Raw genomic sequence first — 25,844 nt, forward strand, 5'->3', positions numbered from 1 at the left:
CGCGCACTGACCGAGCGACGTCGACACTCCCGCCGAACCGTATAGAGACCGAGATCCCGGGTCCCCGCACGGAAGCCACGCCGGAAGAATTCCCGGTACGCGTACTCAGGCGCCCCGGCCCGTACCGCTCATTCCGGATCGCGCGGCTGCTCAGCCGGGCCAGTACGTACGCCCCCACGCCGTCGGACCCGGCGCGGGCAGGCGGTCGCGGGCCACGCGGGCGGGGTCCGACCAGGCGTCGAGCACCGCGGGCGCGCCGGACGGCTCGTTCGCGACCGCCGCGGCGCGCGCCTGGACCACCGCGAGCGCGGCGGCCAGCTCCTCCGGGGTGGGGTTGCCCCGTACGACCTTGATCATGAAGGGTCTCCTCGCTCTCCTCGCTGAGGCACGGTCCGCACGGTCTAGAGGGGGATGTTGCCGTGCTTCTTCGGGGGAAGGGATTCCCGCTTCGTACGCAGCTGACGCAGGCCGCGCACCAGATGGGCGCGGGTCTCCGACGGCATGATCACGGCGTCGATGTAACCGCGCTCGGCGGCCGTGTACGGGTTGAGGAGGCGGTCCTCGTACTCCTGGATCAGGCGGGCCCTGGTCGCCTCGACGTCGCCGGTGGCCTCGGCCGCCGCGATCGTCTTGCGGTGCAGGATGTTCACCGCGCCCTGGGCGCCCATCACCGCGATCTGCGCGGTCGGCCAGGCCAGGTTGAGGTCGGCGCCCAGGTGCTTGGAGCCCATGACGTCGTACGCGCCGCCGAACGCCTTGCGGGTGATCACGGTGATCAGCGGGACCGTGGCCTCCGCGTACGCGTAGATCAGCTTGGCGCCGCGGCGGATGATGCCGTCGTGCTCCTGCTCGACGCCCGGCAGGAAGCCCGGCACGTCGACGAAGGTGATGACCGGGACGTTGAACGCGTCGCAGGTGCGGACGAAGCGGGCGCCCTTCTCGGACGCGTCGATGTTCAGGCAGCCCGCGAACTGCGTCGGCTGGTTGGCGACGATGCCCACCGGGCGGCCCTCGATACGGCCGAACCCGGTGACGATGTTCGGCGCGAACAGCGGCTGCGTCTCGAAGAACTCGGCGTCGTCCAGAACGTGTTCGATCACGCCGTGCATGTCGTACGGCTGGTTGGCGCTGTCCGGGATGAGGGTGTCGAGCTCGCGGTCCTCGTCCGTCAGCTCCAGGTCCGCCTCCTCGGGGAAGGACGGGGGCTCGCTGAGGTTGTTCGAAGGCAGGTAGGAGAGAAGGGACTTGACGTACTCGATCGCGTCCTTCTCGTCGCCCGCCATGTGGTGCGCGACACCGGAGGTGCTGTTGTGGGTGCGGGCACCGCCGAGCTCCTCGAAGCCGACGTCCTCGCCGGTGACCGTCTTGATGACGTCGGGCCCGGTGATGAACATGTGCGAGGTCTGGTCGACCATGACCGTGAAGTCGGTGATCGCGGGGGAGTAGACCGCGCCGCCCGCGCAGGGGCCGACGACCAGGCTGATCTGCGGGATCACGCCGGAGGCGTGGGTGTTCCTGCGGAAGATCTCCCCGTACATCCCGAGGGCCATGACGCCCTCCTGGATGCGGGCGCCGCCGGAGTCGTTGATGCCGATGACCGGGCAGCCGGTCTTCAGGGCGAAGTCCATGACCTTGACGATCTTCTCGCCGAAGACCTCGCCCAGGGCGCCGCCGAAGACGGTGAAGTCCTGCGAGAAGACGGCCACGGGGCGGCCGTCGACGGTGCCGTAACCGGTCACGACGCCGTCGCCGTACGGGCGGTTGGCCTCCAGGCCGAAGTCGTGCGAGCGGTGCTGGGCGAATTCGTCGAACTCGATGAAGGAGTGCTCGTCCAGGAGCAGGTCGATGCGCTCACGCGCCGTCAGCTTGCCCTTGGCGTGCTGCTTCTCGACCGCGCGGGCCGAACCGGCGTGCTTGGCCTCCTCGATGCGGCGCTGCAGATCAGCGAGCTTGCCCGCAGTCGTATGGATGTCGATACCCGTGTCGGGGACGTCGGGGGTATCGCTTGCGGCGCTCTGCACGGGCACGTTGGGCTCTTCCGGCTCGGACATAGGGATGCGGCTCCCTGCCTGCTCAAAGGGGCTACTGGCGGCTTGCGGCTGTTTGCTGCGGTGCTTGTGGCTGTTTGCTGGGGTGACTTGGGCTGGGGCTTGGTGTTGTGGCTTGTGCTGCGGGTTCGTAGCTCTGTGACTGGTGGTGATCGCTTGCTACTGACTCGTAGGGTATCGGCGTGCATACGGTTCGGCAGTGCGGCGTTTACCACACCTAAGGTGGCTTGCATGACGCCGCGAGATGCTTCAGACGACCCTGCCGACCTTCCCGGGGGCAACCGCTGGTCCGACCTCGACCGGCCGCCCCTGAACGCCGCTTCGTTGCGGCGCGCGCTGGTGCGGGGAGGTCTGTGGACCTCTCTGGACGTGGTGCCCGCGACGGGGTCGACCAACACTGATCTGGTGGCCCGCGCCGACGAACTGCCCGAGGGGGCGGTGCTCGTCGCCGAGGAGCAGAGTTCGGGGCGCGGGCGCCTTGACCGCCGCTGGTCCGCGCCGCCGCGCTCCGGTCTCTTCTTCTCCGTGCTCCTGAAGCCGGGGGACGGGGTGCCCATCGAGCGGTGGGGGTGGCTGCCGCTGCTCGCCGGGGTCGCCGTCGCCACGGGGCTTTCGGGGGCTGCGGGGGTGGATACGGCGTTGAAGTGGCCGAACGATCTTCTTGTGACGGTGGGGGGAGAGGAGCGGAAGGCGGGGGGGATTCTCGCGGAGCGGGCGGGGGCTGTGGGTGGCGGGGGCGGCGGGGGTGTCGTCGTCGGTATCGGGATCAACGTGACGCTGCGTGCGGAGGAGCTGCCGGTGCCGGGGGCGGGGTCGCTTGCGCTTGCCGGGGCGGCGACGACCGATCGGGACACGGTGTTGCGGGCCGTGCTGCGTTCTCTGGAGCAGTGGTACGGGGACTGGCGGGCGGCTGCGGGTGATCCGGTGGCCTCGCGGCTTCAGGAGACTTACGCGGCGGGCTGCGCGACGCTCGGGCGCAAGGTCCGCGCTGAGCTGCCGGGTGATCGGTCGATCACGGGGGAGGCGGTGGCGCTGGACGGTGACGGGCGGCTTGTGCTGGCTACGGGGGATGGGGTGCAGGAGCCTGTGGGGGCGGGGGATGTCGTGCATTTGCGGGGGGTGTAGGGGGCTGGCCGGGGCGGTTCCGCCTCGTGTGTGGGTGCGGGGCCGCGCCGGTATGTCCGTCCTCGCCATCCGCCGGTGGCCGCCTGTCTTCTTCGCCTAGGGAGCGCAGCGAACCGTGCTCCGGGCGGAAATACCGACACACCCCCTCCCGTCTCGATGCCGGGTGCGGTCCGCCACCAATTGGCCTGTTCCTACGTCCGGCCGTGACGCGGCGAGTCGGGCGGGCGGGCGGGAAAGCCCCTACGGGGCGCCCAAGGCGGGGCCGCGTGCTCCGGGCGGAGATACCGGCACGTCCCCTCGCGGTTCGACGGTGAGTGCGGGCCGTCACCGATTGGGCTGTTCCTGCGGCGCGGGTCGAATCCGGGGAGACGGGCGGGTGGGTGGGAGAGTTCCTGCGGGGCGCCCCAGGCGAGGGGCGCCGGTGTTTCTGTTCCCCGGCGTCGCCCCCGTTCGCTGATTGGGCTGTGAGGTGGTGTTGTGGGGAGGGTGTGTTCGGTGGGGCGGCTGTGGGGGACCCACTGTCCAAGGCGCCCCGCCAGGTAAGGCGTGAGCTGCGGCACACCTGCCGTAAAGTTGGCGCCGGTCGATACCTGACCGCGGCAGATCGGAAGGGCAGCAGGCGTGACCGTCGACGACACCGGCTCCGGAGCGGGTACATCCCCCGGCCCAGACGGTGACCCCGGACGTACCACCGGGTCCGTCGATGCGTTCGATTCCATGGACTCCGGGGACGAGAAGCCGGGCGATCCGGAGAAGGACCCCCTTGCCCTGCGCCTCGAAGGGCTGATCCTCGGCGCCGACCGCCGTTACACCCCCTTCCAGGCGGCCAGAAGCGCGGGCGTATCCATGGAGCTCGCCTCCCGCTTCTGGCGGGCCATGGGCTTTCCCGACATCGGGCAGGCCAAGGCGCTGACCGAAGCGGACGTCCTCGCACTGCGCCGCCTCGCCGGTCTCGTAGAGGCAGGGCTGCTCAGCGAGGCGATGGCCGTGCAGGTGGCACGGTCGACCGGGCAGACCACCGCCCGCCTGGCCGAATGGCAGATCGATTCCTTCCTGGAGGGCCTGACGGAGCCCCCCGAGCCGGGCATGACGCGGACGGAAGTCACGTATCCGCTGATAGAGCTGCTGCTGCCCGAGCTGGAGGAATTCCTCGTCTACGTGTGGCGGCGTCAGCTCGCCGCCGCCACCGGACGCGTCGTCCAGGCCGCCGACGACGAGGAAATGGTCGACCGGCGCCTCGCCGTCGGATTCGCCGACCTCGTCGGGTTCACGCGGCTCACCCGGCGGATGGAGGAGGAGGAGCTCGGCGAGCTCGTCGAGGCCTTCGAGACCACCGCCGCCGACCTCGTCGCCGCGCACGGCGGACGCCTCATCAAGACGCTCGGCGACGAAGTCCTGTACGCCGCCGACGACGCGGGCGTGGCCGCCGAGATCGCCCTGCGCCTCATCGAGACCATGGCCAACGACGAGACGATGCCCGAGCTGCGCGTCGGCATCGCCTTCGGCACGGTCACGACGCGGATGGGCGACGTCTTCGGTACGACGGTGAACCTCGCGAGCCGCCTCACGTCGATAGCGCCGCGTGACGCCGTCCTGGTGGACGGCGCGTTCGCCGAGGAGCTGACGCGTACGGGCGAGGCGCCCGCCTCCGAGACCGAAGCGGCACAGGCCGCGGAGCTGGCCGAGAAGGAGGGGGCCGCGGCGCCCTCGTATCGCTTCGCGCTGCAACCGATGTGGCAGCGGCCCGTGCGAGGCCTCGGCGTCGTGGAGCCCTGGCTGCTTGCCCGGCGGAGCTGAGTTTCTTCCCGCCGGCCCACCCGTTTGCCCCGCGGCGGTGGCATGATCCGCAGGGTGCCCGGTAACGGGCGTTAACCAGACGTGGAGGAAGACATGGGTGGCGAGCAGCGGTTCGGGGAATTCGTCAGCGTCAGGCGGCACGCCTACGTCGCCGAGCTCGTCCTGGACCGGCCGGCGGCGATGAACGCCGTGTCCACGGACATGGCCCGCTCCATCGGCTCCGCCTGCGCCGCCCTCGCGGAGGACCGCGACGCCCGCGTCGTGGTCGTGACCTCCACCCACGGGCGTGCCTTCTGTGTCGGCGCCGACCTGAAGGAGCGCAATTCCTTCTCCGACGCCGAGTTGGTGCGCCAGCGTCCCACGGCGCGCGCCGCCTACACCGGCGTACTGGAACTGCCCATGCCGACCGTCGCGGCCGTGCACGGGTTCGCGCTCGGCGGCGGGTTCGAGCTCGCGCTCGCCTGCGATCTGGTCGTCGCGGACCCGACCGCCGTGGTCGGGCTCCCCGAGGTGTCGGTCGGCGTGATCCCGGGCGGCGGCGGTACGCAGCTGCTTCCGCGTCGCGTGGGTGCGGCGCGGGCCGCCGAGCTGATCTTCACCGCGCGGCGTGTGGAGGCGGCCGAGGCGCGGGAGTTGGGGCTCGTCGATCTGCTGGTGGGCGAGGGCGAGGACCGTACGGAAGCACTCGCGCTCGCCGAGCGGATCGCCGCCAACTCGCCCGTCGGGCTGCGCGCCGCCAAGCGCGCCCTGCGCCTCGGGCACGGGCTCGACCTGCGCGCCGGACTTGAGGTCGAGGACGCGGCCTGGCGCTCGGTGGCCTTCTCCGGTGACCGGGCGGAGGGTGTCGCGGCGTTCAACGAGAAGCGGAAGCCCAAGTGGCCCGGAGAGTGAGCCGAGGGGGGCGTCCACACGCTGAGTGACGTTCCAAACGCCCAAATTGTCGTAAATCTCCTAGCCTAGGGAGATGGGAGAGGACGTTCGGCTGCGGGCCGTGGTCGTGCTGGCGCAGGGGATGGCTGCCGCGCACACTCCGCGTGAGTCCTGGCGGGCGGCTGCCCGCGGGGCGTGCCGTGCGCTGTCCGGGAGTTTCGCGGCCCTGTCCGTCTGGGAGCGTGACCTCGGGCGGCTGAGGGTGCTGGTGAACGTGGGCGAACGGGCCGAGGGGGAGGAAGAGTTCCCGGAGCGCGAGGCGTATCCCGTGAACGAGTTCCCCGAGATCACCGAGTTCCTGCACGAGCGCTGGGCGGGCGGCGGCGAGCCGCACGCCTGGGTCGAGACGGCGGCGGGGCCCGCGGAGGCCTCCGCTCCCGGCTACTGCCACCAGCGCGTCGCCGCCCTGCGCAGGCGGGGGCGCGGCTGCTGTGTGGTCGCGCCGATCGTGCTGCACGGGCGGGCGTGGGGCGAGCTCTATGTGGCGCGGCCGGTGGGGGCGCCGGTCTTCGGTCGCAAGGACGCGGACTTCGCGACGGTGCTCGCCTCGGTGGTCGCGGCGGGCATCGCGCAGACCGAGCGCCTTGAGGAGGCCCGCCGCCTCGCCTTCACCGACGCGCTGACCGGCCTCGCCAACCGGCGCGCGGTCGATCTGCGCCTCGAGGAGGCGGTGGAGCGGCATCGCGCGGACGGGGCGGTGGTGAGTCTGGTCGTGTGCGACGTGAACGGCCTCAAGCGGGTCAACGACACGCGGGGGCACGCGGTCGGCGACCGTCTTCTCGAACGCTTCGGGTCCGTGCTCTCCCTCTGCGGGGCGATGCTGCCGGGGACGCTTGCGGCGCGGCTCGGCGGGGACGAGTTCTGCCTGCTCTCGGTGGGTCCGTCGGCGGACGAGGTGGTACGGGTCGCCGACGAACTCTGCGTACGGGCGTCCGAGTTGGAGCTGGGGGACGGGGTCGCGTGCGGGGTGGCCTCCACGGAGGACCCGATCGGCGAGGTCCGCACGGCCCGCCGCCTGTTCCGCCTCGCGGACGCGGCCCAGTACCGCGCGAAGGCGGCCCGCGCGGTGAAGCCGGTGGTCGCGGGCCGCGAGGGCGCGGACGACCCGGTGGTACGCCTCGCGAACTCGGAGAACACCCGCCCACCGGGCGAACGCCGCCGCTTCCGAGGCCGCGGCCCGGACCCACGGGGCTCCCGCGGCCCGGCGTAAGGAGCCCGCGCTCGGGCGGGCGGCCCGTCTGCGCGATGTGGCGAACGGGGCTTGCGTGACTCCTTCGGCTCCCGTGGTGCCGGGCGGGCGGGCGGTGCGGCTTTCGGGGGCGCGGGCTGAAGTCTCTGGGGGCGGCGAGTGGTGCGCCCGTCACTCCCGCCCCCCCCCGGCTCCAGTGCGGAGAGCGGGGGCCCTACGGGTCGGCGTGAGGAGCCTGCGTCCGGCGGGCGGCCCGCATGCGCGATGTGGCGAAGGGGGCTTGCGTGACTCCCTCGGCTCCCGTGGCGCCGGGTGGGCGGGCGGTGCGGCTTTGGTGGGCGGGGGCCGCAGCCTCCGGGGGCGGCGAGCGGTGCGCCCGTCACTCCCGCCCCCCCCCCCCCGGCTCCAGTGCGGCGAGCGGGGTTTGTGTGGCTCCCTCGGCCCTCTCGGCACCCGTGGCGCCACGTGGGCGAGCGGTGCGCCCGGTGAGCAGAGTTCCCGCGGGTCCGTGTGAGGTGGTCGCCGTGTTTTGGGGTGTACCCCCCGGTAAGTGGCTCAGCTTGGATTCGGTCGTGACACTTGGCGATTCAGTCCGTACGCTGCTGAATATGGATATGCATACCGTGGTCCTGGGGACGTCCGGGACGACCGCGGCGGACGTCATCGCCGTCGCGCGCGGCAACGCCCGCATCGAGCTCTCGGCCGAAGCCGTGGCCGCCCTCGCCGCCTCGCGCGAGATCGTCGACGCCCTCGCGGCCAAGCCCGAGCCCGTCTACGGCGTATCGACCGGCTTCGGCGCCCTCGCCACCCGCCACATCGGCCCGGACCTGCGCGCCCAGCTGCAGCGCAACATCGTCCGCTCGCACGCGGCCGGGATGGGCCCGCGCGTGGAGCGCGAGGTGGTCCGCGCGCTGATGTTCCTGCGCCTGAAGACGGTCTGCTCCGGCCGCACCGGCGTACGCCCCGAGGTCGCGCAGACCATGGCCGACGTGCTCAACGCGGGCATCACGCCCGTCGTGCACGAGTACGGCTCGCTCGGCTGCTCCGGCGACCTCGCGCCGCTCAGCCACTGCGCCCTTACGCTGATGGGCGAGGGTGACGCCGAGGGCCCGGACGGCGAGCTGAAGCCGGCGGGCGAACTGCTCGCCGCGCACGGCATCACCCCCGTCGAGCTGCGCGAGAAGGAAGGCCTCGCCCTCCTGAACGGCACCGACGGCATGCTCGGCATGCTGGTCATGGCCCTCGCCGACCTCGACGCCCTCTACAAGTCCGCCGACATCACCGCGGCCCTGACCCTCGAGGCGCTGCTCGGCACCGCCAAGGTCCTGGCCCCCGAGCTGCACGCCATCCGCCCGCATCCGGGCCAGGGGGCGTCCGCAGCCAACATGCTCGCCGTACTGGAAGGGTCGGGCCTGACCGGCCACCACCAGGACGACGCCCCGCGCGTCCAGGACGCGTACTCGGTGCGATGCGCGCCGCAGGTGGCGGGCGCCGGGCGCGACACGATGGCGCACGCGCGCCTGGTCGCCGAGCGCGAGCTCGCCGCCGCCGTCGACAACCCCGTGGTCCTGCCCGACGGCCGCGTCGAGTCGAACGGCAACTTCCACGGCGCCCCGGTCGCGTACGTCCTGGACTTCCTCGCGATCGCCGCCGCGGACCTCGGCTCGATCTCGGAGCGCCGCACGGACCGCCTCCTCGACAAGAACCGCTCGCACGGGCTTCCCCCCTTCCTCGCGGACGACGCGGGCGTGGACTCGGGCCTGATGATCGCCCAGTACACGCAGGCGGCCCTCGTGAGCGAGATGAAGCGCCTCGCGGTCCCGGCGTCCGCCGACTCGATCCCGTCCTCCGCGATGCAGGAGGACCACGTGTCGATGGGCTGGTCGGCGGCCCGCAAGCTCCGCACGGCGGTCGGCAACCTGACCCGCATCGTCGCGATCGAGCTGTACGCGGCGACGCGCGCGGTCGAACTCCGCGAGGGCCTGACCCCGGCCCCCGCCACGCGGGCGGTCATCGAGGCGGTCCGCAAGGCGGGCGTCCAGGGCCCCGGCCCGGACCGCTTCCTCGCCCCGGACCTGGCGGCGGCGGACGAGTTCGTCCGCTCGGGCGCGCTGCTCGACGCGGTCGAGCCGGTGACGGGCCCGCTGGCCTAGCCAGGGCACGTCGTACGACGAAGGGGGCGCCGTCACCCGGTGACGGCGCCCCCTTTCCGTACCCTGCTCTTCTGGTGACGGCGCGTCAGTCCCGGTCCACGTGCTGGTGGGTGATGTTGCCCTTGACCGCGTCGACCTCGAAGTCGGTCTTGTTCCAGTCCTTGGAGACGACGTCGACGGACCAGACGAGGGAGCCGCTGTCGTTGTCGTCGAGACCGACGGACGTGACCGTGCCCTCCGTCTTGTCCATGGCGGTCTTGGCCGCCTGCTCCGGCGTCTGCTTGACGCGGGAGAGCCAGTCGGCCGTCTCCTTCTTGTCGTCGGCGTCCCGGTCGCCTTCGGGGGCGGAGCTGATCACCTTGCCCGAGACGGCGTCGATACGGACGGTGTGCGAGGTCCCGTCCTTCTCCGCCACTTCCGCGACCCACTGCGGGCCGTCGGAGGTGCTGCTGGGACTGGGACTCGCGCTCATCGCGTCGTCGTCATCGGACTGGTCTTCCTTGACGTCGTTCGCGCTCTTGAGGTCCAGGTCGGTCAGCTTGCTGCCCGAGACCTTGTCCACCGCGGTGGCGGCGGCCTTGTCGTAAGTGATCTTGGTGTCGGCGAGCAGAGCCTTGCGCTCCGTCTGGTCCTGCGTGAGCGACGCGCTGCCCGAGGGGGACGGGGTGGCCTCCCCCTCCGGAACGGTCTTCGCCGCTTCGGAGGTCGCGGCGGACTCCGCCTTGCCGCTGTCCTCACCGCAGCCTGTCACCAGTGCCGCCGAGGCCGCGACGGCGCACACGGCGCCGACGAGACGGAGACGGCGGGCGCGCGGGGCGCCGCTCTTGCTGTGCCGGGGTTCGAGTCTCATGCCCCGATGCCTAGCCACCCGGCCGCCCGCCCATGTTGCCCGGCGGCCAGGGTCACCCGATCGACGACGCGGCAGCGGGCCGGGGGCCTCAGTACGCCGGGCCGCCCTGCCGCTCCCGGCGGACCGAATACGCGACGAACCCCGCTCCGAGGCCCAGGAACGCCGTTCCCCCGATCAGATACGGCGTCGTGTCGACACCGGCACCGGTGTCGGCGAGGCGGTCCCCGGAGGGGGCTGCGGTGCCGTCCGGCGCCGAGTCCGACGCCGGTGTCGCGCGGCGCTGCTCGGTGTGGACGACCTGCTGGGAATCGGGGGCCTGTGCGGGCGCCTGCGGAGATCTGAACGTCGCCGTCGCGTTCGCGGAGGGAACGAACCACAGGGCGCCGAGAAGGGCCCCCGCGGCAGTGGCGGTCAACAGCGATCGACGTGCGGACACGGAATCGGATCCCCCTTGTGGCGCTGGCGAATTGGCCGTGTGGGGCGATGGTAATGAAAGGCGCGGGTCGCGGGAAAGTCGCGGGGCCCCCGGGTCGTACCCTCCGACCCATGAGCACACCTGAGACATCACGCTTTGTACGGCTCCGCGTCGAATTGGTGGTGGAGGTCGACGGTTCCGGCGAACTGTCGGCGTCGGCCCTGCGCCGCATCGCGGAGGACGAGCACATGCCGGCCGAGGAGCGGCAGCACGCCGAGACGGCCGTCAAGGAGGACGACGCGGAAGCCCTCGCCTATTTGGTTGACCCGTTCGACCTGGTCAGCCAGGTGCCCGGGGTGGAACTCTCGCAGGCTTCCTGGAGCAGCGAGCAGATCGACTACGACCCCGATTCCCCGGACTGGGAGGGGGACGAGGATGATGAGGACGACGAGGTTGAGGATGTGGACGGCACCGGCGGCCGGAGGCTCTAGCCGGTAGACGAAAATCTGTACGTCTACCGGACGGAAAAAACGGAACCCGTAGCCCCGGACGGCAACCGCCGCCCGGGGTTCCGTCGTCTCAGAGGTGCACGGATGTCACCGGCGCATCGCACGACGTGGTGTTCCCCACATCTTCCGCGGTAGTGGAACGGGACGAACCGGGCAGGACGTTGTACGGGATTACGGGGACTCCCGGCGTTCTTGGCGTGTTGGGGATTTCAGCAACGATGGAGAAGCGTGTGATGACGGACAGTAGGCGGCGGCGCGGACGGCGCAAGGGCCTTGCGGCCGTGTCCGCCCTGGTCGGCGGCGTCCTTGTGCTCTCGGCCTGTAGCAGCGACGACGGCGACAAGAGCAGTGCCGGCGGCAAGGAGTCCCAGAACCAGGTCGACGAGGCAGCCGCCAAGAAGACCTCCGAGGCCGATATCAAGATCGCGCCCAAGGACGGCTCCGACAACGCGGGCATCAACAACGCGGCCAAGGTCAAGGTGACCAAGGGGTCACTGACGGACGTCACGATGACGACCGATGACGGCACCGAGGTCGAGGGGCAGATAGCGGCCGACAAGAAGAGCTGGAAGCCCAGCGCCCAGCTCGACCGCGCCAAGACGTACAAGATCACCGCCACGGCCGAGGACTCCGAGGGTCGCAAGGCCCACGAGAACTCGAAGTTCACGACGGTCTCCCCGAAGAACAGCTTCATCGGAAACTTCACGCCCGAGGACGGCTCCACGGTCGGCGTGGGCATGCCGGTGTCGATCAACTTCGACAAGGCGATCACGAACAAGAAGGACGTGCAGTCGCACATCCAGGTGTCGTCGAGCAGCGGCCAGGAAGTCGTCGGCCACTGGTTCGGCAACAACCGCATCGACTTCCGCCCCGAGGACTACTGGAAGGGCAACTCCACGGTCACCCTGAAGCTGGCCCTTGACGGCGTCGAGGGCGCGGACGGCGTCACCGGTGTCCAGCAGAAGACGGTTCAGTTCAAGATCGGGCGCAACCAGGTCTCCGTCGTCGACGCCAAGACGAAGCAGATGAAGGTCATGCGGGACGACAAGGTCATCAAGACCATCCCGATCTCCGCGGGCTCCCCGGAGAACAAGACGTACGAAGGCCAGATGGTGATCTCCGAGAAGTTCAAGGAGACCCGGATGGACGGCGCCACGGTCGGCTTCACGGACGGCGACGGCAAGGGCGAGTACGACATCAAGGACGTGCCGCACGCCATGCGCCTGTCGCAGTCGGGCACGTTCATCCACGGCAACTACTGGGGCGCCAAGTCCATCTTCGGCGGCGCCAACACCAGCCACGGCTGTGTCGGCCTCCAGGACGCCAAGGGTGCGGGCGACAAGAGCACCCCGGGCGCCTGGTTCTACGACAACTCGATGGTCGGTGACGTCGTGGACGTCCGGAACACCGGCGACAAGACGGTCCAGCCGGACAACGGCTTCAACGGCTGGGTCATGGACTGGGCGCAGTGGAAGGCCGGTTCGGCGGTCTGAGCCCCGGCTGACTTTTCCTGACGGCGGCGGCCCGCATCCCTCACCAGGGGTGCGGGCCGCCGCCGTTCGGGCTTCTCATCCTTCTCTTATGCCGCCCTTATCCGTTCATCACGGTGCGTCCTTAGCTTCACGCACATGTTCTTCACCTACCTGAGGCGCGAGTTGCGCCGCCGCAGAAAAGCGGCCCTCGTCGTGGCCTCCGGACTCGCGCTCGGCATCGCGCTCGTCATCGTCGTCAACTCCGTGTCGTCCGGCATGGAGCAGGCGCAGGGCAAGGTCCTCCAGTCGCTGTACGGGCTCGGCACCGACATGACCGTCACCAAGGCGGCCACGCCGGCGAAGGAGGGCAGCGGGCAGACGGAGGGGCGCCCGCGCTTCAAGTTCGACGCCAAGGACGCCGACGAGGACGGCAAGGAGCAGAGCAGCGACCGCGTCATGGTGCAGGGCTTCCAGACGCTGTCCGCGTCCACCGTCTCGAAGGTCGGCGGGCAGAGCGGTGTCGCGGACGCGGTGGGCGGGCTGAGCCTCCAGGTCATGAAGGTCAACGGCTCGTTCGAGCGGGGCGAGTTCGAGCAGGCGCCGGGCTCCACCGGCAAGGGACAGCCTCCCGGCGGCGGTGGCAGCGATCAGCAGCAGGGCCGGGTGCGCGGCGGGGGCGCCGACTTCGACGTCGACTCCTACAGCGTGTACGGGACCGACGTCAGCAAGCCCGCCCTGGGCCCGCTGACCTCCTCGAAGATCAGCAAGGGCCGTACGTTCACGGACGCGGAGACCGACGCCAAGGTGGCCGTCGCCGATGCCTCGTACGCCAAGGAGAAGAAGCTCTCCGTCGGTGACACCGTCACGATCTCCGGCACCAAGATCAAGGTCGTCGGCATCGCGACGCCCGACAGCGGGGACGCGGCGGCCAACCTCTATCTGCCGCTGAAGCGCGCGCAGACCCTCGCCGACTCGAAGAACAAGATCACGACGGTGTACGTCAAGGCGGCGGACTCGCAGCAGATCGACGCGGTCAAGAGCGCCATCCAGAAGAACGTCTCCGGTACGACCGTGACCACCTCCGCCGATCTCGCCGACACCGTCTCGGGCTCGCTCTCCACCGCGTCCGACCTCGCGTCCAGCGTCGGCAAGTGGCTCTCCATGGCCGTGCTCGTCGCGGCCTTCCTGGTCGCGGGCCTGCTCACCTCGTCGGCGGTCAGCCGCCGCGTACGGGAGTTCGGCACCCTCAAGGCGCTCGGCTGGAAGAGCGGCCGCGTGACCCGGCAGGTCATCGGCGAGGCGGTCGTCAACGGCCTCGTCGGCGGAGTGCTCGGCATCGCCGTCGGCCTCGGCGGCGCGTACGTGGTGACGGCCATCAGCCCCACCCTCACGGCGGAACTCGGCTCGGCCGGCGGACAAGCGGGCGGCGGTATGGGCGGTGGCGGTATGGGCGGCGGTCCTGGCGGCGGCGGCCCCGGCGGCGCCCTGCGCGAGTCCGCGTCGAAGGCCCTCGACATCTCCCTGACCGCACCGGTCAGCGCCACCACCATCGCGCTCGCCGTCGGCCTCGCCGTGGCCGGCGGTCTCATCGCGGGCGCCTTCGGCGGCTGGCGTGCCTCGCGGCTGCGCCCCGCGGACGCCCTGCGCCGCGTCGAGTAGGCGGCCCCAGCGACCGCCGCGCGCCGGGCGGGCGGCCCCGGCCGCCGTAGCTCGCGCCGCCAACCTCCTTACGTATCGCAGGAGTCACACCATGTATCAGCTCAAAGGCGTCACGAAGCAGTACCGCAGGGGCAAGGAGACCGTCGACGCGCTCGCCGGAGTCGACCTGGCCATCGGTGACGGTGACCGGCTCGTCATCCAGGGACCGACGGGCGGCGGCAAGTCCACGCTCCTGCAGATGCTCGGCGGGCTCGACCGGCCGACGTCCGGCAGCGTCGAACTCGACGGCGTCGACCTGGCATCGCTGCCCGAGGCGCGCCTGACCAAGGTCCGCGCCGAGTCGATCGGCTTCGTCTTCCAGTCCTTCAACCTCATCCCCACGCTCAGCGCCCAGGAGAACGTCGAGACGGCGCTCGTCCCCCTCGGCATGCGCGCGGCGGACCGCCGGGAACGCGCCGCCGAAGCCCTCGCCTCCGTGGGCCTGGGCGAACGCATCGGCCATCTGCCCGCCGAACTCTCCGGCGGCCAGCAGCAGCGCGTCGCCATCGCCCGCGCCCTGGTCAAGCGGCCGAAGGTGCTGCTCGCCGACGAGCCGACCGGCAACCTCGACGAGTCCATGCGCGACGAGATCATGGAGCTGCTCGAAGGGCTCTGGAAGGAGCACGGCCTCACCTTCGTGATGGTCACGCACGACAGCTCCATCGCCCGCAAGGCCCCGCGCCTCGCGACGATCAAGCGCGGACAGATCAAGGTCACGGAGCGGGCCGCTTCCTGAACCGGACAATCAACTCGTCACTTCTGCAACTCTATTGAGCAGATGTTCGACTCTGGGCAATACTTCCTCGTCCAGGGGGCGGGAGCCCCTTTGACCTCCAGGGGGAGACTTGCGCCAAAAAGTGAAGAGAGCCTATGGGGCCACGATCGCCACAGCGGCGGCCGTGGCCCTTGCCGCGGGCATGACCAGCCCGGCGTCGGCGGCGAAGCAGTCGCCGGACGCGACGGCGGCAGCCGCGCAGGCGGCGGGCCTCACGAGCGCCGGACAGACCACGCACCACATCACCCTCATCACCGGTGACCGCGTCACCGCCGACTCCAAGGGCCGCGTCACCGCCTTCGAGCCGGCCAAGGGGCGGGAGCGGGTGGCCGTACTGACCAAGCGCGTCGGCGGCCACACGCTGGCGATACCGGCCGACGCGCAGCGGCTGATAGCCGCCGGCAAGCTCGACCAGCGTCTGTTCGACATCACCGAGTTGAGCAAGAAGGACAACCGCAAGGCCCAGAAGAAGGGCCTCAAGCTGATCGTCGGCTACAAGGGAGCGGCAGCCGGGGCCAGGTCCGACGTGCGCGCCGCGGGCGACACCACGGTCCGCAGGTCCCTGAAGGCCCTGAACGCCGAGGCCATCACGACCCCGAAGCAGGACGCCACCGACCTGTGGTCGGCGCTCACGGCCGACGAGGGCGGCGCCACCGCCTCCGGCGTCAGCCGCGTCTGGCTGGACGGCGTCCGCAAGGCCCGCCTCGACAAGAGCGTGAAGCAGATCGGCGCAGACAAGGCGTGGGCGGCCGGCTTCGACGGCAAGGGCGTCAAGATCGCCGTCCTGGACACCGGCGTCGACGCCACGCACGCCGACCTGAAGGACCAGGTCGTCGGCGCGAAGAACTTCACCACGGCGGCGGACGCCACGGACCACTACGGCCACGGCACGCACGTCGCCTCCATCACGGCGGGCACCGGCGCGAAGTCGGGCGGCACCTTCAAGGGCGTGGCGCCCGGCGCCAAGCTCCTGAACGGCAAGGTCCTCGACGACACCGGCTACGGCGACGACTCCGGGATCATCGCGGGCATGGACTGGGCGGCCGAACAGGGCGCCGACATCGTCAACCTGAGCCTCGGCGGCGGCGACACCCCCGGCATCGACCCGCTCGAAGCCCAGGTCAACAAGCTCTCCGCGGACAAGGGCATCCTCTTCGCGATCGCGGCCGGCAACGACGGCATGCCCGGCAGCGTCGGCTCGCCCGGCAGCGCGGACGCGGCCCTGACGGTCGGCGCGGTCGACGACAACGACAAGCTCGCCGAGTTCTCCAGCCAGGGCCCGCGCGTCGGCGACGGCGCCATCAAGCCCGACGTCACCGCCCCCGGCGTGGACATCACGGCGGCCGCGGCCCCCGGCAGCGTCATCGACCAGGAGGTCGGCCAGAAGCCCGAGGGCTATCTGACGATTTCCGGTACGTCCATGGCGACCCCGCACGTCGCGGGCGCCGCGGCGCTGCTCAAGCAGCAGCACCCGGACTGGAAGTACGCCGAGCTCAAGGGCGCGCTCACCGCGTCCACCAAGGGCGGCAAGTACACGCCGTTCCAGCAGGGTTCGGGCCGTATCGCCGTCGACAAGGCCATCAAGCAGTCGGTCGTCGCCGAGCCGGTGTCGCTCTCCTTCGACGCCCAGGCGTGGCCGCACACCGACGACAAGCCGGTCACGAAGAAGGTGACGTACAAGAACCTCGGCAAGGAGGACGTCACCCTCGACCTCGCCGTCACGGGCACCAACCCCAAGGGCGCGGCGGCTCCGGCGGGCTTCTTCAAGCTCGGCGCGAAGACCGTGAAGGTTCCCGCGGGCGGCACCGCGTCGGTCGACCTGACCACCGACACCAAGCTCGGCGGAACGGTCGACGGCGTGTACTCCGCGTACGTCGTGGCGAGCGGCGGCGGGCAGTCCGTGCGCACGGCCGCCGCGGTCGAGCGCGAGGTCGAGTCGTACGAGCTGACGCTCAAGCACATCGGGCGCGACGGACAGGTCCCGAAGTACTACGACAGCGACCTGGAGGGGGTCAGCGGGCTCGCGAGGGAGAAGTCCTTCGACCCGTACGACGCCTCGGGCACGGTCAAGCTGCGTGTCCCCAAGGGCGGCTACGTGCTCAACACGAGCATGTACGTCGACCCGAAGGACTTCACCAAGGGCGCCGAGTGGCTGGCTCAGCCGAAGCTGAGCATCACCAAGGACACGACGGTGACCATGGACGCCCGTAAGACGAAGCCGGTCGACATCACGGTTCCGTCGGCGGACGCCAAGCCGTCCTTCGCCTCGCCGGACTACACGGTCGACGCCGACTACGGCAGCTACTCCTTCGGCTGGTGGCTCGACTCGTACACCAACTTCCGGACCGCGCACGTGGGTCCGCAGGTCACCGACGGCTCGCTGCACCAGCAGTGGGACGGCCACTGGGTCAAGGGTGACGACGCCGAGTACGACACCGTGGCCGGCGGCAAGGTCAAGCAGGTCGCGACCGGCTACACCAAGCACTACAAGGCGTCCGACCTCGCCGCGGTGAAGGTGAACATGGGCGCCGCGGCCAAGGGCAAGAAGGGCACGATCGGCGCCCTCGGCTACCTCCCCGGCAGCTCGGGCGGCTCCTCGATCAACATTCCGCAGGCGCTGCCCGGCACCCGGACGCTGAACCTGTCCACGGCCGACGGCGTGAAGTGGGGCCTGAACTTCGACCAGCAGGCCGGGGTCGACCCGGACGGCTGGCCGATCGTCGACGCGTCCTACACGCTCGGCGCGGCGCAGACGTTCGCCGGCGGCAAGAGCTACGAGAAGACGTTCAACACGGCCGTCTTCGGCCCGCGCATCGGAGGCGTGTACGGCGTCTCCCGCCAGGGCAACGAGATCGGCGGATATCTGCCGCTGGTCGCCGACGGCAAGACCCACGCGGGCTCCTCGCTCTTCTCCTCGGTGAAGACGACCCTCTACAAGGGCTCCACGAAGATCGGCGAGAACGAGGACCCGCTGCTCGGCGGCGCCTCGTTCAAGGTCCCGTCGGCCGAGGCCGAGTACAAGCTGTCGACGTCCGTGAAGCGCAGCGTCAAGGTGGCGGCCGCCTCCACCCGCATCGACGCGAGCTGGACGTTCCGCTCCAAGAAGGCCGACGACGCGAAGCTGCCGGTCTCCACGGCCCGGTTCGCCGCGGCGACCGACCTGAGCAGCAAGGCCAAGGCGGGCGAGACCCAGTCCGTGCCGGTGACGGTGCTCGGCGCCGCGGCCGGCTCGAACCTCAAGTCCCTGACCACGTACGTGTCGTACGACTACGGCCAGACCTGGAAGAAGGTCACCGTCAGCGGCGGCAAGATCAAGGTCAAGAACCCGGCCGCCGGCAAGGGCATCTCCTTCCACGCCAAGATCACGGACAAGAAGGGGAACAAGTCGACGCTGTCGATCTACAACGCCTACTACGGCAAGTAGCCCGACCGGCCATGACGCGCCCGCAGGACTACGCAAGCCTCGCTTGACCGTCTCCTGCGGGCGCAGCCCCCGCGGCGCCGAAAGGACTGTCGATCACGTATCGCCAGCATCCGTCGGCGCCGCGCCTCGCCACGTCCGTGGCGGTCGACCCGACGACGCCCTCGATCTCCCAGTCGACGATCAGCAGCGCGATGTCACCGCACACGTGCACGTGCCGCGGACGTACCGAGATGGGGAGCCCGATCGCGAGGAAGGGACGGTTCGCCTCGGTGATCGCGGCGATCCCGTGGACCGGCGTCCCCGACTCCGGCACGAACGCGGCACGCTCCTCGTAGAGCTCGCGCACCGCCTCCGGATCACCGCCGTTGAACCGCTCGGCGAAGGCCGCGGGGACGTCCTCGGCGCGGGTGGGCAGGGGTGGGTGAGGCATGTAACCCTCCTGAGGTGAGGCTCGGTTGCGGGCCACGGTAGGAGGCGTCTTCGTGACTCACCGAACGGTAAGCCAGGGGGCCGCCCGGGGCCTCCCGGACGATCCCAGGGCCCGCGCGGGCGCCCCCGCACCCGGCTGCCCCGTCGAGATCACCCTGGCCGCTCTGCGCGGCCGCTGGACCACCCTGATCGTCCGCGAGTTGCTGCGGGCCGGTTCGTACGCGTACAGCGAACTGGCCGCCACCATGCCGGAGTTGTCGGACAAGGTACTCACGGAGCGGCTCGCCCAGCTGGTCGCCGCGGGCGTCGTCCTGCGCACCAGAACACCCGGCTGGCCCCCCACGGTCACCTACGAACTCACCCCCCACGGAGAAGAACTCGGCCCGGTCCTCCAGGCGTTGTGGGACTGGGGAGCGCGCGTCCCGGCACCACCCACCGCAGAGGAAGCCGACGTCACATGACCGCCCACACCGTCGAGTACATCCGCTACCGCATACCCTCCGAGCGCTCCGCGGAGTTCCTCTCCGCCTACACCCGGGCCGCCGTCCCGCTCGCCGCGGCCCCGCAGTGCGTCGACTACGAACTCGCGCGCTGCGAAGAGGACTTCGAGCACTTCATCCTGCGCATCACCTGGACGTCCACCAAGGACCACCTGGAGGGCTTCCGCGGCTCGGAGCACTTCCGCGCGTTCTTCGCGGAGATCCGCCCGTACGTCGAGAACATCGAGGAGATGCGCCACTACACGCCCTCCGCCGTGCGCGGCACGGGCGCCTCGACGCCGACCCTCTACACCTGGGCGGGCGGCGAGGAGACCTTCGAACGCCTGACGGAGATTTTCTACGAGAAGGTCCTCAAGGACGACCTCCTCGCCCCCCTCTTCGCGGACCTGCCACAGGAACACGCCCTGCACGTCGCCCAGTGGCTCGGCGAGGTTTTCGGCGGCCCCGCCACGTACTCGCAGGAGCACGGCGGCCACACCCACATGGTCGGCAAGCATCTCGGCAAGAGCATCACCGAGCCGCAGCGCCGCCGCTGGGTCAACCTGATGCAGGACGCGGCGGACGACGCCGGACTTCCGACGGACGCCGAGTTCCGGTCCGCCTTCGTCGCCTACGTCGAGTGGGGCACACGGCTCGCGGTCTACTTCTCGGGCCCGGAGGCGAGCCGCCCCACCGACCAGCCGGTACCGCTGTGGAACTGGGGAGCGGCGCCGCCGTACCAGCCCTGAGGAGCGAAAGCTGCGGGCGCCCGCAGGCCGCTGCGGCCGACGGGCGCCCGCAGGCCGCTGCGGCTACTTCTCCTTGCCCGCCGCACCGGCGCGCGCCGCGTCCGCTCCCCAGCTCGCGAGGAGCCGCAGGGCGTCCGCCGACGCCGAGTCCGGCTCCGCGTGGTACGTCACCAGCGACTGATCGTGATCGTCGGGCAGCCGCAGCGTCTCGAACGACAGGGTCAGGTCGCCCACCAGCGAGTGGTGCAGCCGCTTCACGCCGTGGCCCTTCTCGCGCACGTCATGCGTGGCCCACAGGCTGCGGAACTCCTCGCTCTTCACGGAGAGCTCGCCGACCAGCGCGGAGAGCTGCGGATCGTTCGGGAAGCAGCCCGCCTCCATCCGCAGGAAACTCACCATGTCCGACGCCTTCTGGTCCCAGTCCCGGAACAGGGCGCGCGACTCGGGGTGCAGAAAACAGATCCGCGCCCAGTTCCGCTCCTCCGGCGGCAGCGCACCCCAGTCGCCGAAGAGCGCGGCGGCCATGCGGTTCCAGCCGAGGATGTCCGAGCGGCGGCCGACCACATAGGCGGGCACGCCCTCCAGCGCGTCGACGAGCTGGAGCAGCGCGGGCCGCAGATGCTGCGGGCGGGCCGCACGCTTCTTCTTGTGCTGCTTGGGCTTGGCCAGATGCGTCAGATGCGCGTGCTCGGCGTCCGTCAGACGCAGGGCGCGGGCGATCGCGTCCAGGACCTCGCCCGAGACATTGCGGCCGTTCCCCTGCTCCAGACGGGTGTAGTAGGCGACGGAGACCCCCGCGAGCTGCGCCAGCTCCTCGCGGCGCAGCCCCGGCACCCGCCGGTGCCGCCCGAAATTCGGCAGCCCGACGTCCTCCGGCTGCAACCGGGCCCTGCGGGTGCGCAGGAACTCGCTGAGCTCGGCGCGCCCGTCCAGGGGCTCGGGGGCGGGGGAGTGCGCTGGCTGGTCGGCGTCCATGCATTCCAGTATCCGGCGTCGTACGCGCAGCAGCCTGTCCCCGTCAGTAGTAGGACCACTGGACGTAGGCAGAGCCGTGACCTGGGTAGATGCCGGCATGGCTGGCACGGTGGATGACATGACCGCACAGACCAGCACCACAAGCACCACCACCGTTTCCGCGTACGCCGCCCCGTCCGCCAAGGCCCCCCTGGAGCGGACCACCATCCCGCGCCGCCCGGTGGGCGAGACCGACGTACTGATCGACATCAAGTACGCCGGAATCTGTCACTCGGACATCCACCAGGCGCGCGACGGCTGGGGCGAGGGCATCTTCCCGATGGTGCCGGGCCACGAGATCGCCGGTGTCGTCACCGAGGTCGGCTCCGCCGTCACCAAGTTCTCCGTCGGCGACCGCGTCGGCGTCGGCTGCATGGTCGACTCCTGCCGCGAGTGCGACAACTGCAAGGCGGGCCTTGAGCAGTACTGCGACAAGGGCAACATCCAGACGTACAACGCCCTCGACAAGAACGGCGAGCCGACCTACGGCGGCTACTCCACGCACGTCGTCGTGGACGAGGCCTTCACCGTCCGCATCCCCGACGGCCTCTCCCTGGACGTCGCGGCGCCGCTCCTGTGCGCGGGCATCACCACGTACTCCCCGCTCCACCGCTGGCAGGCGGGCCCCGGCAAGAAGGTCGCCGTCGTCGGCCTCGGCGGTCTCGGCCACATGGCCGTCAAGATCGCACACGCCATGGGCGCCGAGGTCACCGTGCTCTCCCAGTCCCTGCGCAAGAAGGACGACGGCCTGCGCCTGGGCGCCGAGCACTACTACGCCACCAGCGACGACGCCACCTTCGAGCAGCTCGGCGGCACCTTCGACCTGATCCTCTCCACGGTCTCCGCGCCGCTGCCCCTGGACAAGTACCTGGGCCTGCTGCGCCCGGAAGGCGCCTTCGTGAACGTCGGCGCCCCCGAGGAGCCGGTCTCCCTCAACCTCTTCTCCGTGATCGGCGGCGGCAAGACCCTCGCGGGTTCCATGATCGGCGGCATCAAGGAGACCCAGGAAATGCTGGACTTCTGCGCCGAGCACGGCCTGGGCTCCGAGATCGAGCTGATCGACGCCGACCAGATCAACGAGGCGTACGAGCGTGTCCTCGCCAGCGACGTGCGCTACCGCTTCGTGATCGACGCGTCGACGATCTGAGGCTGCGGGCCACCGACAGGGCAGGCACCGGGCCACCGATAGGGCAGGCACCGGGCCACCGACAGGGGCCGGGCCGGGTACGCGTCACAGCCGTGGCCGGAACTCGACTCGGCCCCTGGCCCTAGGCCGCATTGCGCAGCAGGTGGGGGGCCGTGTGACCGATGCGGGGCGGGCGGGGCGTGCCTAGTGTGAGGGGCGTCAGCACGGGCACTCCGACGCAGAGGAAGAGGTCGCACGATGACCGTCGAGCTCAATCACACCATCGTCGCCGCGAAGGACAAGAAGGCCTCCGCCCAGTTCCTCGCCGACATCCTGGGTCTTGAAGTGAGCCCCCAGTACGGCCCGTTCATCCCCGTCGAGATCCCCAACGGCGTCACGCTGGACTACATGGACGCCGGCGACCGGCCCATCACCCCCCAGCACTACGCCTTCCTGGTCTCCGAGGACGACTTCGACGACATCTTCGGCCGCATCAAGGACGCGGGGCTCACCTACTGGGCCGACCCGCACCACCACACCGTGGGCGAGATCAACACCAACGACGGCGGCCGGGGCGTGTACTGGGACGACCCGAACGGCCACAGCCTGGAGATCCTCACCCGGCCCTACGGCAGCGGGAGCTGAGAACTCCCCTCCGGCCCTACGGCAGCGGCAGCTAGGAACTCCCCTCCTCCGCGAGGAAGTCGAGCACGAGCGGCGTCGCGACATCCGCGAACTCCTCGAAGTACGCGTGCCGCGCACCCGGAACGAGCCGCATCCGGGCGCCGGCGATGCGTTCCGCGAGCAGGGGCGCGTTGGCGGTCGGATTGAACACGTCGTCGGTGCCGTGCACGACGAGCGTCGGTGCGGTGATCCGCGCCAGCGCGTCCCAGGCGTCGTGCCGCGCGCTGGCGCGCAGATGGCGGCGGCGCGCGTGCGGGGGCATGGCCGGATCACCGAGGGTGTGGAACACGGGCCTCTCGGAGGCGCGCTCCCGCTCGGCGATCCAACCCGGCGTGTACATCAGCTCCATGAGGGCACGGCGGGCCGCCGCCCCATCCGCCTGACTGAGGGCAGCGCGCACCTCGGGCCCGCGCTCGACGCCGTGCGGCGCCCCCGGTGACGTACACCCGAGCACGAGCCGGTCGACCCGCTCCCCATGATCGGCGGCGATCCACTGGGCGACGCGCCCGCCCATCGACGTGCCGTACACATGGGCGCGGTCGATGCCCGCGTGATCGAGGACGGCGACGACATCGCGGGCGAAGCCGGGGGTGCTGTAGCTGTCGGTGTCGGGGTGTCCGCTCTCGCCGGTGCCGCGCCAGTCCAGTACGACCGTCCGGTACGAGGCGGCGAAATCATCCCGCACCGGGTCCCACCAGCGGCGACTGTTGGACTGCCCGCTGAGCAGGACGAGGGGGCGGCCGGAGCCGTGGACTTCATAGTGCAGGGCGGTGCCGTCGGCGGCTTCAGCGAAGGGCATGGGACGAACGGTAGCCATACACCGCCCTGGCTAGGGTGCCGGGATGATCGAGACACCCGAGGCCTTCGCCGCGAGCACCGTCCAGCGGGAGGGGGAGCGCGGCCGCGCATGGCTGGCGTCCCTGCCGGAACTGGCCGGGGAACTGCTCGACCGCTGGGACTGCGAGCCGTCGGCGCCGGTCACGCACGGGCAGGTCGGCGTGATCATCCCGGTCCTGCGCCGGTACGACGAGACGCCCGCCGTCCTGAAGATCTCCTTCCCGCACCCCGGCAACGTCCACGAGCCGGACGCCTTCGCCGTGTGGGCGGGGCGGGGCGCCGTCCGGCTGCACGAACGGGACGACGCACGGTTCGCGATGCTCCTGGAGCAGGCCGGGCCCGGCTCGCTCGCCGACGAGCCGGACGCCGAAGCGGCGCTGACGGCCGCGGGCCTGCTCGCCCGGCGGCTCGCCGTGCCGGCGCCCGCGGGACTGCCGCGGATGAGCGCGCGGTGCGAGGAGTGGGAGCGCGGGCTCAGGGACGACGACAAGGAGCTGGGCTCGCCCCTGGACTCCCGCCTGCTCGACGCGGCGATCGCCACCCTGCGCGAACTGGGCCCCGACCAGCCGGACACCCTCATCCACGGCGATCTGCACGCCGGCAACGTCCTGCGGGCCGAGCGCGAACCGTGGCTCGCCATCGACCCCAAGGGATACGCGGGCGACCCGGCGTACGACTCGATCACGCTGCTCCACCACCGCTTCGAGGAACTGCTCACCGCCACCGCCCCCAAGGCGGCCGTCCTGCGCCGCCTCGCCGTCTTCTCGGACGCCGCCGGGATCGACCCGGAGCGGGCCCGGCGGTGGACGCAGGCGCGAGCGGTGACGATGGCGTACTGGGGGCGGCTGCACGGTGATCCCCAGTGGCGGATCCTGGCGGCGGACGGTCTGGCGGATGTGCTCGTGTAGGTGCCCGTGTAAGGGCTGCGCTCAGGGATTTCGCCGGGGGCGCAACGCTGATCCCTTCCGGTGGGCCGTGCGGCTCCTAACCTGAGGGGGTGAGCAGCCACGAGCGGAACCCCGAGGGAAACCCCGAGCCTGCGCAGGCCGACGAGCGGGCCGACGAGCGGGGGGCGCGCATCATCCACCTGCGCCCGCGCCCGCGCTCGCGCCAGGCGGACACAGCCCCCGTGCGTACGACTCCTGCGCGTACGACTCCCGTGCGCGCAACCCCCGTGCGCGCAACTCCCGTACCCCCGGCGGCGAAAGAGCCGCTGTGGCGGGACGTCGTCGGTGATGTCCTGCGCCGCGAGCGCCTCGCCCAGGAGCGGACGCTCAAGGAGGTCGCGGAGGCCGCCCGCATCTCGATGCCGTACCTCTCCGAGGTGGAGCGCGGCCGCAAGGAGGCCTCGTCGGAGGTCCTCGCGGCCGGCGCCCGCGCCCTCGGCCTCAGCCTCGCGGACCTTCTCTCCCTGGCACAGGGCGAGTTGACCCGCCACGCACAGGCGGTACGGCCGCGCCCGCGCCAGGGAGACATCCGCCTCGCCGCTTGAGGCTTGGGGCTTGAGACTTGGGGCTTGGGCCCCGGGGTTCAGGCCGCCGTGGCGAGCATCCGCCGGCTGAGCACCTCGTCCGCGAGCCCGTACGCCACCGCGTCCTGCGCGGTGAACACCTTGTCGCGGTCCATGTCCGCGCGCAGCGTGGCGACATCGTGCCCCGAGTGCCGGGACAGGACGTCCTCCACCTGCGAGCGGATCCGCACCATCTCCTTGGCCTGGAGAGCGAGATCGGAGACCGTGCCCTGGCGCCCGCCGCTCGCGGGCTGGCCGAGCAGCACCCGCGAGTGTTCGAGCACGAACCGCCGCCCGGGGTCGCCACCGGCCAGGAGCACGGCGGCGGTGGAGGCGGCCTGCCCGACACAGAACGTCGAGATCGGCGCACTGATGAAACTCATGGTGTCGTAGATGGCCATGAGCGAAGTGAACGATCCGCCGGGGGAGTTGATGTAGATGGCGACTTCGCGGTCCGGCTGGGACGACTCCAGGTGCAGGAGCTGCGCGATGACGACATTGGCGACCCCGTCGTCGATCTCGGTCCCGAGAAAGATGATCCGCTCCGAGAGCAGCCGGCTGTAGACGTCGTAGGAACGCTCGCCCTGCGGGGTGCGCTCGACGACGGTCGGAATCGTGTACTGGCTCATCG

Annotated in this window: 24 protein-coding genes; 16 read left to right on the forward strand and 8 right to left on the reverse strand. The window is 70.9% G+C overall.

Annotated elements, in window-relative coordinates:
• Positions 1 to 150: 150 nt before the first annotated feature.
• Positions 151 to 357: an acyl-CoA carboxylase subunit epsilon gene (locus ABZ906_RS24410; RefSeq protein ID WP_361182040.1), complete on the reverse strand. Its 207-nt coding sequence runs from the start codon at positions 355 to 357 to the stop codon at positions 151 to 153.
• A 44-nt stretch (positions 358 to 401) separates the two neighbouring features.
• On the reverse strand, positions 402 to 2,051 hold the full coding sequence (locus ABZ906_RS24415; protein WP_361182038.1) for an acyl-CoA carboxylase subunit beta: 1,650 nt from the start codon (positions 2,049 to 2,051) through the stop codon (positions 402 to 404).
• Positions 2,052 to 2,279: 228 nt separating this feature from the next.
• On the opposite strand from ABZ906_RS24415, the gene ABZ906_RS24420 reads away from it, so the two are divergent.
• The 5 genes from ABZ906_RS24420 to hutH all read left to right on the forward strand — a co-directional run bounded on the left by ABZ906_RS24420 (position 2,280) and on the right by hutH (position 9,242).
• Complete coding sequence (locus tag ABZ906_RS24420) at positions 2,280 to 3,173, forward strand: biotin--[acetyl-CoA-carboxylase] ligase (protein WP_361385910.1); 894 nt, start codon at positions 2,280 to 2,282, stop codon at positions 3,171 to 3,173.
• A gap of 717 nt (positions 3,174 to 3,890) precedes the next feature.
• Positions 3,891 to 4,970 (forward strand): adenylate/guanylate cyclase domain-containing protein, encoded by a 1,080-nt coding sequence (locus tag ABZ906_RS24425; protein WP_361182035.1) that lies wholly within the window; start codon positions 3,891 to 3,893, stop codon positions 4,968 to 4,970.
• A 93-nt stretch (positions 4,971 to 5,063) separates the two neighbouring features.
• The gene (locus tag ABZ906_RS24430) at positions 5,064 to 5,861 is read left to right on the forward strand and encodes an enoyl-CoA hydratase-related protein (protein WP_361182033.1); all 798 of its coding nucleotides are present in this window, start codon (positions 5,064 to 5,066) and stop codon (positions 5,859 to 5,861) included.
• 73 nt (positions 5,862 to 5,934) lie between these two features.
• Entirely contained in the window at positions 5,935 to 7,110 is a 1,176-nt protein-coding gene (locus ABZ906_RS24435) for a diguanylate cyclase (protein ID WP_361182031.1), read from the forward strand.
• Positions 7,111 to 7,703: 593 nt separating this feature from the next.
• On the forward strand, positions 7,704 to 9,242 hold the full coding sequence (gene hutH, locus ABZ906_RS24440) for a histidine ammonia-lyase (RefSeq protein ID WP_361182495.1): 1,539 nt from the start codon (positions 7,704 to 7,706) through the stop codon (positions 9,240 to 9,242).
• An 85-nt stretch (positions 9,243 to 9,327) separates the two neighbouring features.
• On the opposite strand, the gene ABZ906_RS24445 is transcribed toward hutH, so the two are convergent.
• Together ABZ906_RS24445 and ABZ906_RS24450 are read right to left on the reverse strand one after the other, a co-directional pair.
• A complete protein-coding gene (locus ABZ906_RS24445; protein WP_361385913.1) occupies positions 9,328 to 10,092 on the reverse strand; it encodes a PepSY domain-containing protein in 765 nt (254 codons plus the stop codon).
• A gap of 88 nt (positions 10,093 to 10,180) precedes the next feature.
• Positions 10,181 to 10,528: a hypothetical protein gene (locus ABZ906_RS24450; RefSeq protein ID WP_361385916.1), complete on the reverse strand. Its 348-nt coding sequence runs from the start codon at positions 10,526 to 10,528 to the stop codon at positions 10,181 to 10,183.
• A 110-nt stretch (positions 10,529 to 10,638) separates the two neighbouring features.
• On the opposite strand from ABZ906_RS24450, the gene ABZ906_RS24455 reads away from it, so the two are divergent.
• The 5 genes from ABZ906_RS24455 (at position 10,639) to ABZ906_RS24475 (ending at position 18,385) form a co-directional block, all read left to right on the forward strand.
• Positions 10,639 to 10,998 (forward strand): hypothetical protein, encoded by a 360-nt coding sequence (locus tag ABZ906_RS24455; protein ID WP_361182025.1) that lies wholly within the window; start codon positions 10,639 to 10,641, stop codon positions 10,996 to 10,998.
• Between the two features lie 251 nt (positions 10,999 to 11,249).
• Complete coding sequence (locus ABZ906_RS24460) at positions 11,250 to 12,509, forward strand: Ig-like domain-containing protein (RefSeq protein ID WP_361182024.1); 1,260 nt, start codon at positions 11,250 to 11,252, stop codon at positions 12,507 to 12,509.
• A 135-nt stretch (positions 12,510 to 12,644) separates the two neighbouring features.
• Positions 12,645 to 14,147 (forward strand): ABC transporter permease, encoded by a 1,503-nt coding sequence (locus ABZ906_RS24465; RefSeq protein WP_361385919.1) that lies wholly within the window; start codon positions 12,645 to 12,647, stop codon positions 14,145 to 14,147.
• Positions 14,148 to 14,238: 91 nt separating this feature from the next.
• A complete protein-coding gene (locus ABZ906_RS24470) occupies positions 14,239 to 14,922 on the forward strand; it encodes an ABC transporter ATP-binding protein (RefSeq protein ID WP_361385922.1) in 684 nt (227 codons plus the stop codon).
• A 121-nt stretch (positions 14,923 to 15,043) separates the two neighbouring features.
• Positions 15,044 to 18,385 (forward strand): S8 family peptidase, encoded by a 3,342-nt coding sequence (locus tag ABZ906_RS24475; RefSeq protein ID WP_361385925.1) that lies wholly within the window; start codon positions 15,044 to 15,046, stop codon positions 18,383 to 18,385.
• 28 nt (positions 18,386 to 18,413) lie between these two features.
• On the opposite strand, the gene ABZ906_RS24480 is transcribed toward ABZ906_RS24475, so the two are convergent.
• Complete coding sequence (locus ABZ906_RS24480; RefSeq protein ID WP_361385928.1) at positions 18,414 to 18,815, reverse strand: nuclear transport factor 2 family protein; 402 nt, start codon at positions 18,813 to 18,815, stop codon at positions 18,414 to 18,416.
• A 52-nt stretch (positions 18,816 to 18,867) separates the two neighbouring features.
• Here ABZ906_RS24480 and ABZ906_RS24485 point away from each other — a divergent pair, with 52 nt between their 5' ends.
• Positions 18,868 to 19,275, forward strand: a complete 408-nt coding sequence (locus ABZ906_RS24485) for a helix-turn-helix domain-containing protein (RefSeq protein WP_361385931.1) — start codon at positions 18,868 to 18,870, stop codon at positions 19,273 to 19,275.
• Entirely contained in the window at positions 19,272 to 20,042 is a 771-nt protein-coding gene (locus ABZ906_RS24490; protein WP_361385934.1) for an antibiotic biosynthesis monooxygenase, read from the forward strand. Before ABZ906_RS24485 ends, ABZ906_RS24490 begins: the two co-directional genes overlap by 4 nt.
• A gap of 63 nt (positions 20,043 to 20,105) precedes the next feature.
• On the opposite strand, the gene ABZ906_RS24495 is transcribed toward ABZ906_RS24490, so the two are convergent.
• Complete coding sequence (locus tag ABZ906_RS24495) at positions 20,106 to 21,017, reverse strand: helix-turn-helix transcriptional regulator (RefSeq protein ID WP_361182012.1); 912 nt, start codon at positions 21,015 to 21,017, stop codon at positions 20,106 to 20,108.
• Between the two features lie 118 nt (positions 21,018 to 21,135).
• Between ABZ906_RS24495 and ABZ906_RS24500 the strand changes: the two genes are divergently transcribed.
• Both ABZ906_RS24500 and ABZ906_RS24505 read left to right on the forward strand, forming a co-directional pair.
• Positions 21,136 to 22,203, forward strand: coding sequence for an NAD(P)-dependent alcohol dehydrogenase (locus ABZ906_RS24500; protein WP_361182010.1), 1,068 nt, complete (start codon positions 21,136 to 21,138; stop codon positions 22,201 to 22,203).
• A gap of 237 nt (positions 22,204 to 22,440) precedes the next feature.
• Entirely contained in the window at positions 22,441 to 22,827 is a 387-nt protein-coding gene (locus ABZ906_RS24505; protein ID WP_361385937.1) for a VOC family protein, read from the forward strand.
• Between the two features lie 31 nt (positions 22,828 to 22,858).
• Here the strand turns inward: ABZ906_RS24505 and ABZ906_RS24510 are convergent, their stop codons facing one another.
• A complete protein-coding gene (locus ABZ906_RS24510) occupies positions 22,859 to 23,665 on the reverse strand; it encodes an alpha/beta fold hydrolase (protein WP_361385940.1) in 807 nt (268 codons plus the stop codon).
• A gap of 43 nt (positions 23,666 to 23,708) precedes the next feature.
• On the opposite strand from ABZ906_RS24510, the gene ABZ906_RS24515 reads away from it, so the two are divergent.
• Together ABZ906_RS24515 and ABZ906_RS24520 are read left to right on the forward strand one after the other, a co-directional pair.
• On the forward strand, positions 23,709 to 24,611 hold the full coding sequence (locus tag ABZ906_RS24515) for an aminoglycoside phosphotransferase family protein (protein ID WP_361385943.1): 903 nt from the start codon (positions 23,709 to 23,711) through the stop codon (positions 24,609 to 24,611).
• A gap of 251 nt (positions 24,612 to 24,862) precedes the next feature.
• Positions 24,863 to 25,195 carry a helix-turn-helix transcriptional regulator gene (locus ABZ906_RS24520; RefSeq protein WP_361386746.1) on the forward strand — a complete coding sequence of 111 codons (333 nt, stop codon included), beginning with the start codon at positions 24,863 to 24,865 and terminating at the stop codon, positions 25,193 to 25,195.
• A 38-nt stretch (positions 25,196 to 25,233) separates the two neighbouring features.
• On the opposite strand, the gene ABZ906_RS24525 is transcribed toward ABZ906_RS24520, so the two are convergent.
• Positions 25,234 to 25,842, reverse strand: a complete 609-nt coding sequence (locus ABZ906_RS24525) for an ATP-dependent Clp protease proteolytic subunit (protein WP_361385946.1) — start codon at positions 25,840 to 25,842, stop codon at positions 25,234 to 25,236.
• Positions 25,843 to 25,844 lie beyond the last annotated feature (2 nt).

This window comes from Streptomyces sp. NPDC046925 (genome assembly GCF_040644915.1).
Taxonomy (GTDB): domain Bacteria; phylum Actinomycetota; class Actinomycetes; order Streptomycetales; family Streptomycetaceae; genus Streptomyces.

What these genes read in the sequence shown, in the direction of transcription:
- ABZ906_RS24410 (WP_361182040.1), bottom strand. Translation starts at nt 357, where the DNA reads ATGATCAAGGTCGTACGGGGCAACCCCACCCCGGAGGAGCTGGCCGCC.
- ABZ906_RS24415 (WP_361182038.1), bottom strand. Translation starts at nt 2,051, where the DNA reads ATGTCCGAGCCGGAAGAGCCCAACGTGCCCGTGCAGAGCGCCGCAAGC.
- ABZ906_RS24420 (WP_361385910.1), top strand. Translation starts at nt 2,280, where the DNA reads ATGACGCCGCGAGATGCTTCAGACGACCCTGCCGACCTTCCCGGGGGC.
- ABZ906_RS24425 (WP_361182035.1), top strand. Translation starts at nt 3,891, where the DNA reads ATGGACTCCGGGGACGAGAAGCCGGGCGATCCGGAGAAGGACCCCCTT.
- ABZ906_RS24430 (WP_361182033.1), top strand. Translation starts at nt 5,064, where the DNA reads ATGGGTGGCGAGCAGCGGTTCGGGGAATTCGTCAGCGTCAGGCGGCAC.
- ABZ906_RS24435 (WP_361182031.1), top strand. Translation starts at nt 5,935, where the DNA reads ATGGGAGAGGACGTTCGGCTGCGGGCCGTGGTCGTGCTGGCGCAGGGG.
- hutH (WP_361182495.1), top strand. Translation starts at nt 7,704, where the DNA reads ATGCATACCGTGGTCCTGGGGACGTCCGGGACGACCGCGGCGGACGTC.
- ABZ906_RS24445 (WP_361385913.1), bottom strand. Translation starts at nt 10,092, where the DNA reads ATGAGACTCGAACCCCGGCACAGCAAGAGCGGCGCCCCGCGCGCCCGC.
- ABZ906_RS24455 (WP_361182025.1), top strand. Translation starts at nt 10,639, where the DNA reads ATGAGCACACCTGAGACATCACGCTTTGTACGGCTCCGCGTCGAATTG.
- ABZ906_RS24460 (WP_361182024.1), top strand. Translation starts at nt 11,250, where the DNA reads ATGACGGACAGTAGGCGGCGGCGCGGACGGCGCAAGGGCCTTGCGGCC.
- ABZ906_RS24465 (WP_361385919.1), top strand. Translation starts at nt 12,645, where the DNA reads ATGTTCTTCACCTACCTGAGGCGCGAGTTGCGCCGCCGCAGAAAAGCG.
- ABZ906_RS24470 (WP_361385922.1), top strand. Translation starts at nt 14,239, where the DNA reads ATGTATCAGCTCAAAGGCGTCACGAAGCAGTACCGCAGGGGCAAGGAG.
- ABZ906_RS24480 (WP_361385928.1), bottom strand. Translation starts at nt 18,815, where the DNA reads ATGCCTCACCCACCCCTGCCCACCCGCGCCGAGGACGTCCCCGCGGCC.
- ABZ906_RS24490 (WP_361385934.1), top strand. Translation starts at nt 19,272, where the DNA reads ATGACCGCCCACACCGTCGAGTACATCCGCTACCGCATACCCTCCGAG.
- ABZ906_RS24495 (WP_361182012.1), bottom strand. Translation starts at nt 21,017, where the DNA reads ATGGACGCCGACCAGCCAGCGCACTCCCCCGCCCCCGAGCCCCTGGAC.
- ABZ906_RS24500 (WP_361182010.1), top strand. Translation starts at nt 21,136, where the DNA reads ATGACCGCACAGACCAGCACCACAAGCACCACCACCGTTTCCGCGTAC.
- ABZ906_RS24505 (WP_361385937.1), top strand. Translation starts at nt 22,441, where the DNA reads ATGACCGTCGAGCTCAATCACACCATCGTCGCCGCGAAGGACAAGAAG.
- ABZ906_RS24510 (WP_361385940.1), bottom strand. Translation starts at nt 23,665, where the DNA reads ATGCCCTTCGCTGAAGCCGCCGACGGCACCGCCCTGCACTATGAAGTC.
- ABZ906_RS24515 (WP_361385943.1), top strand. Translation starts at nt 23,709, where the DNA reads ATGATCGAGACACCCGAGGCCTTCGCCGCGAGCACCGTCCAGCGGGAG.
- ABZ906_RS24525 (WP_361385946.1), bottom strand. Translation starts at nt 25,842, where the DNA reads ATGAGCCAGTACACGATTCCGACCGTCGTCGAGCGCACCCCGCAGGGC.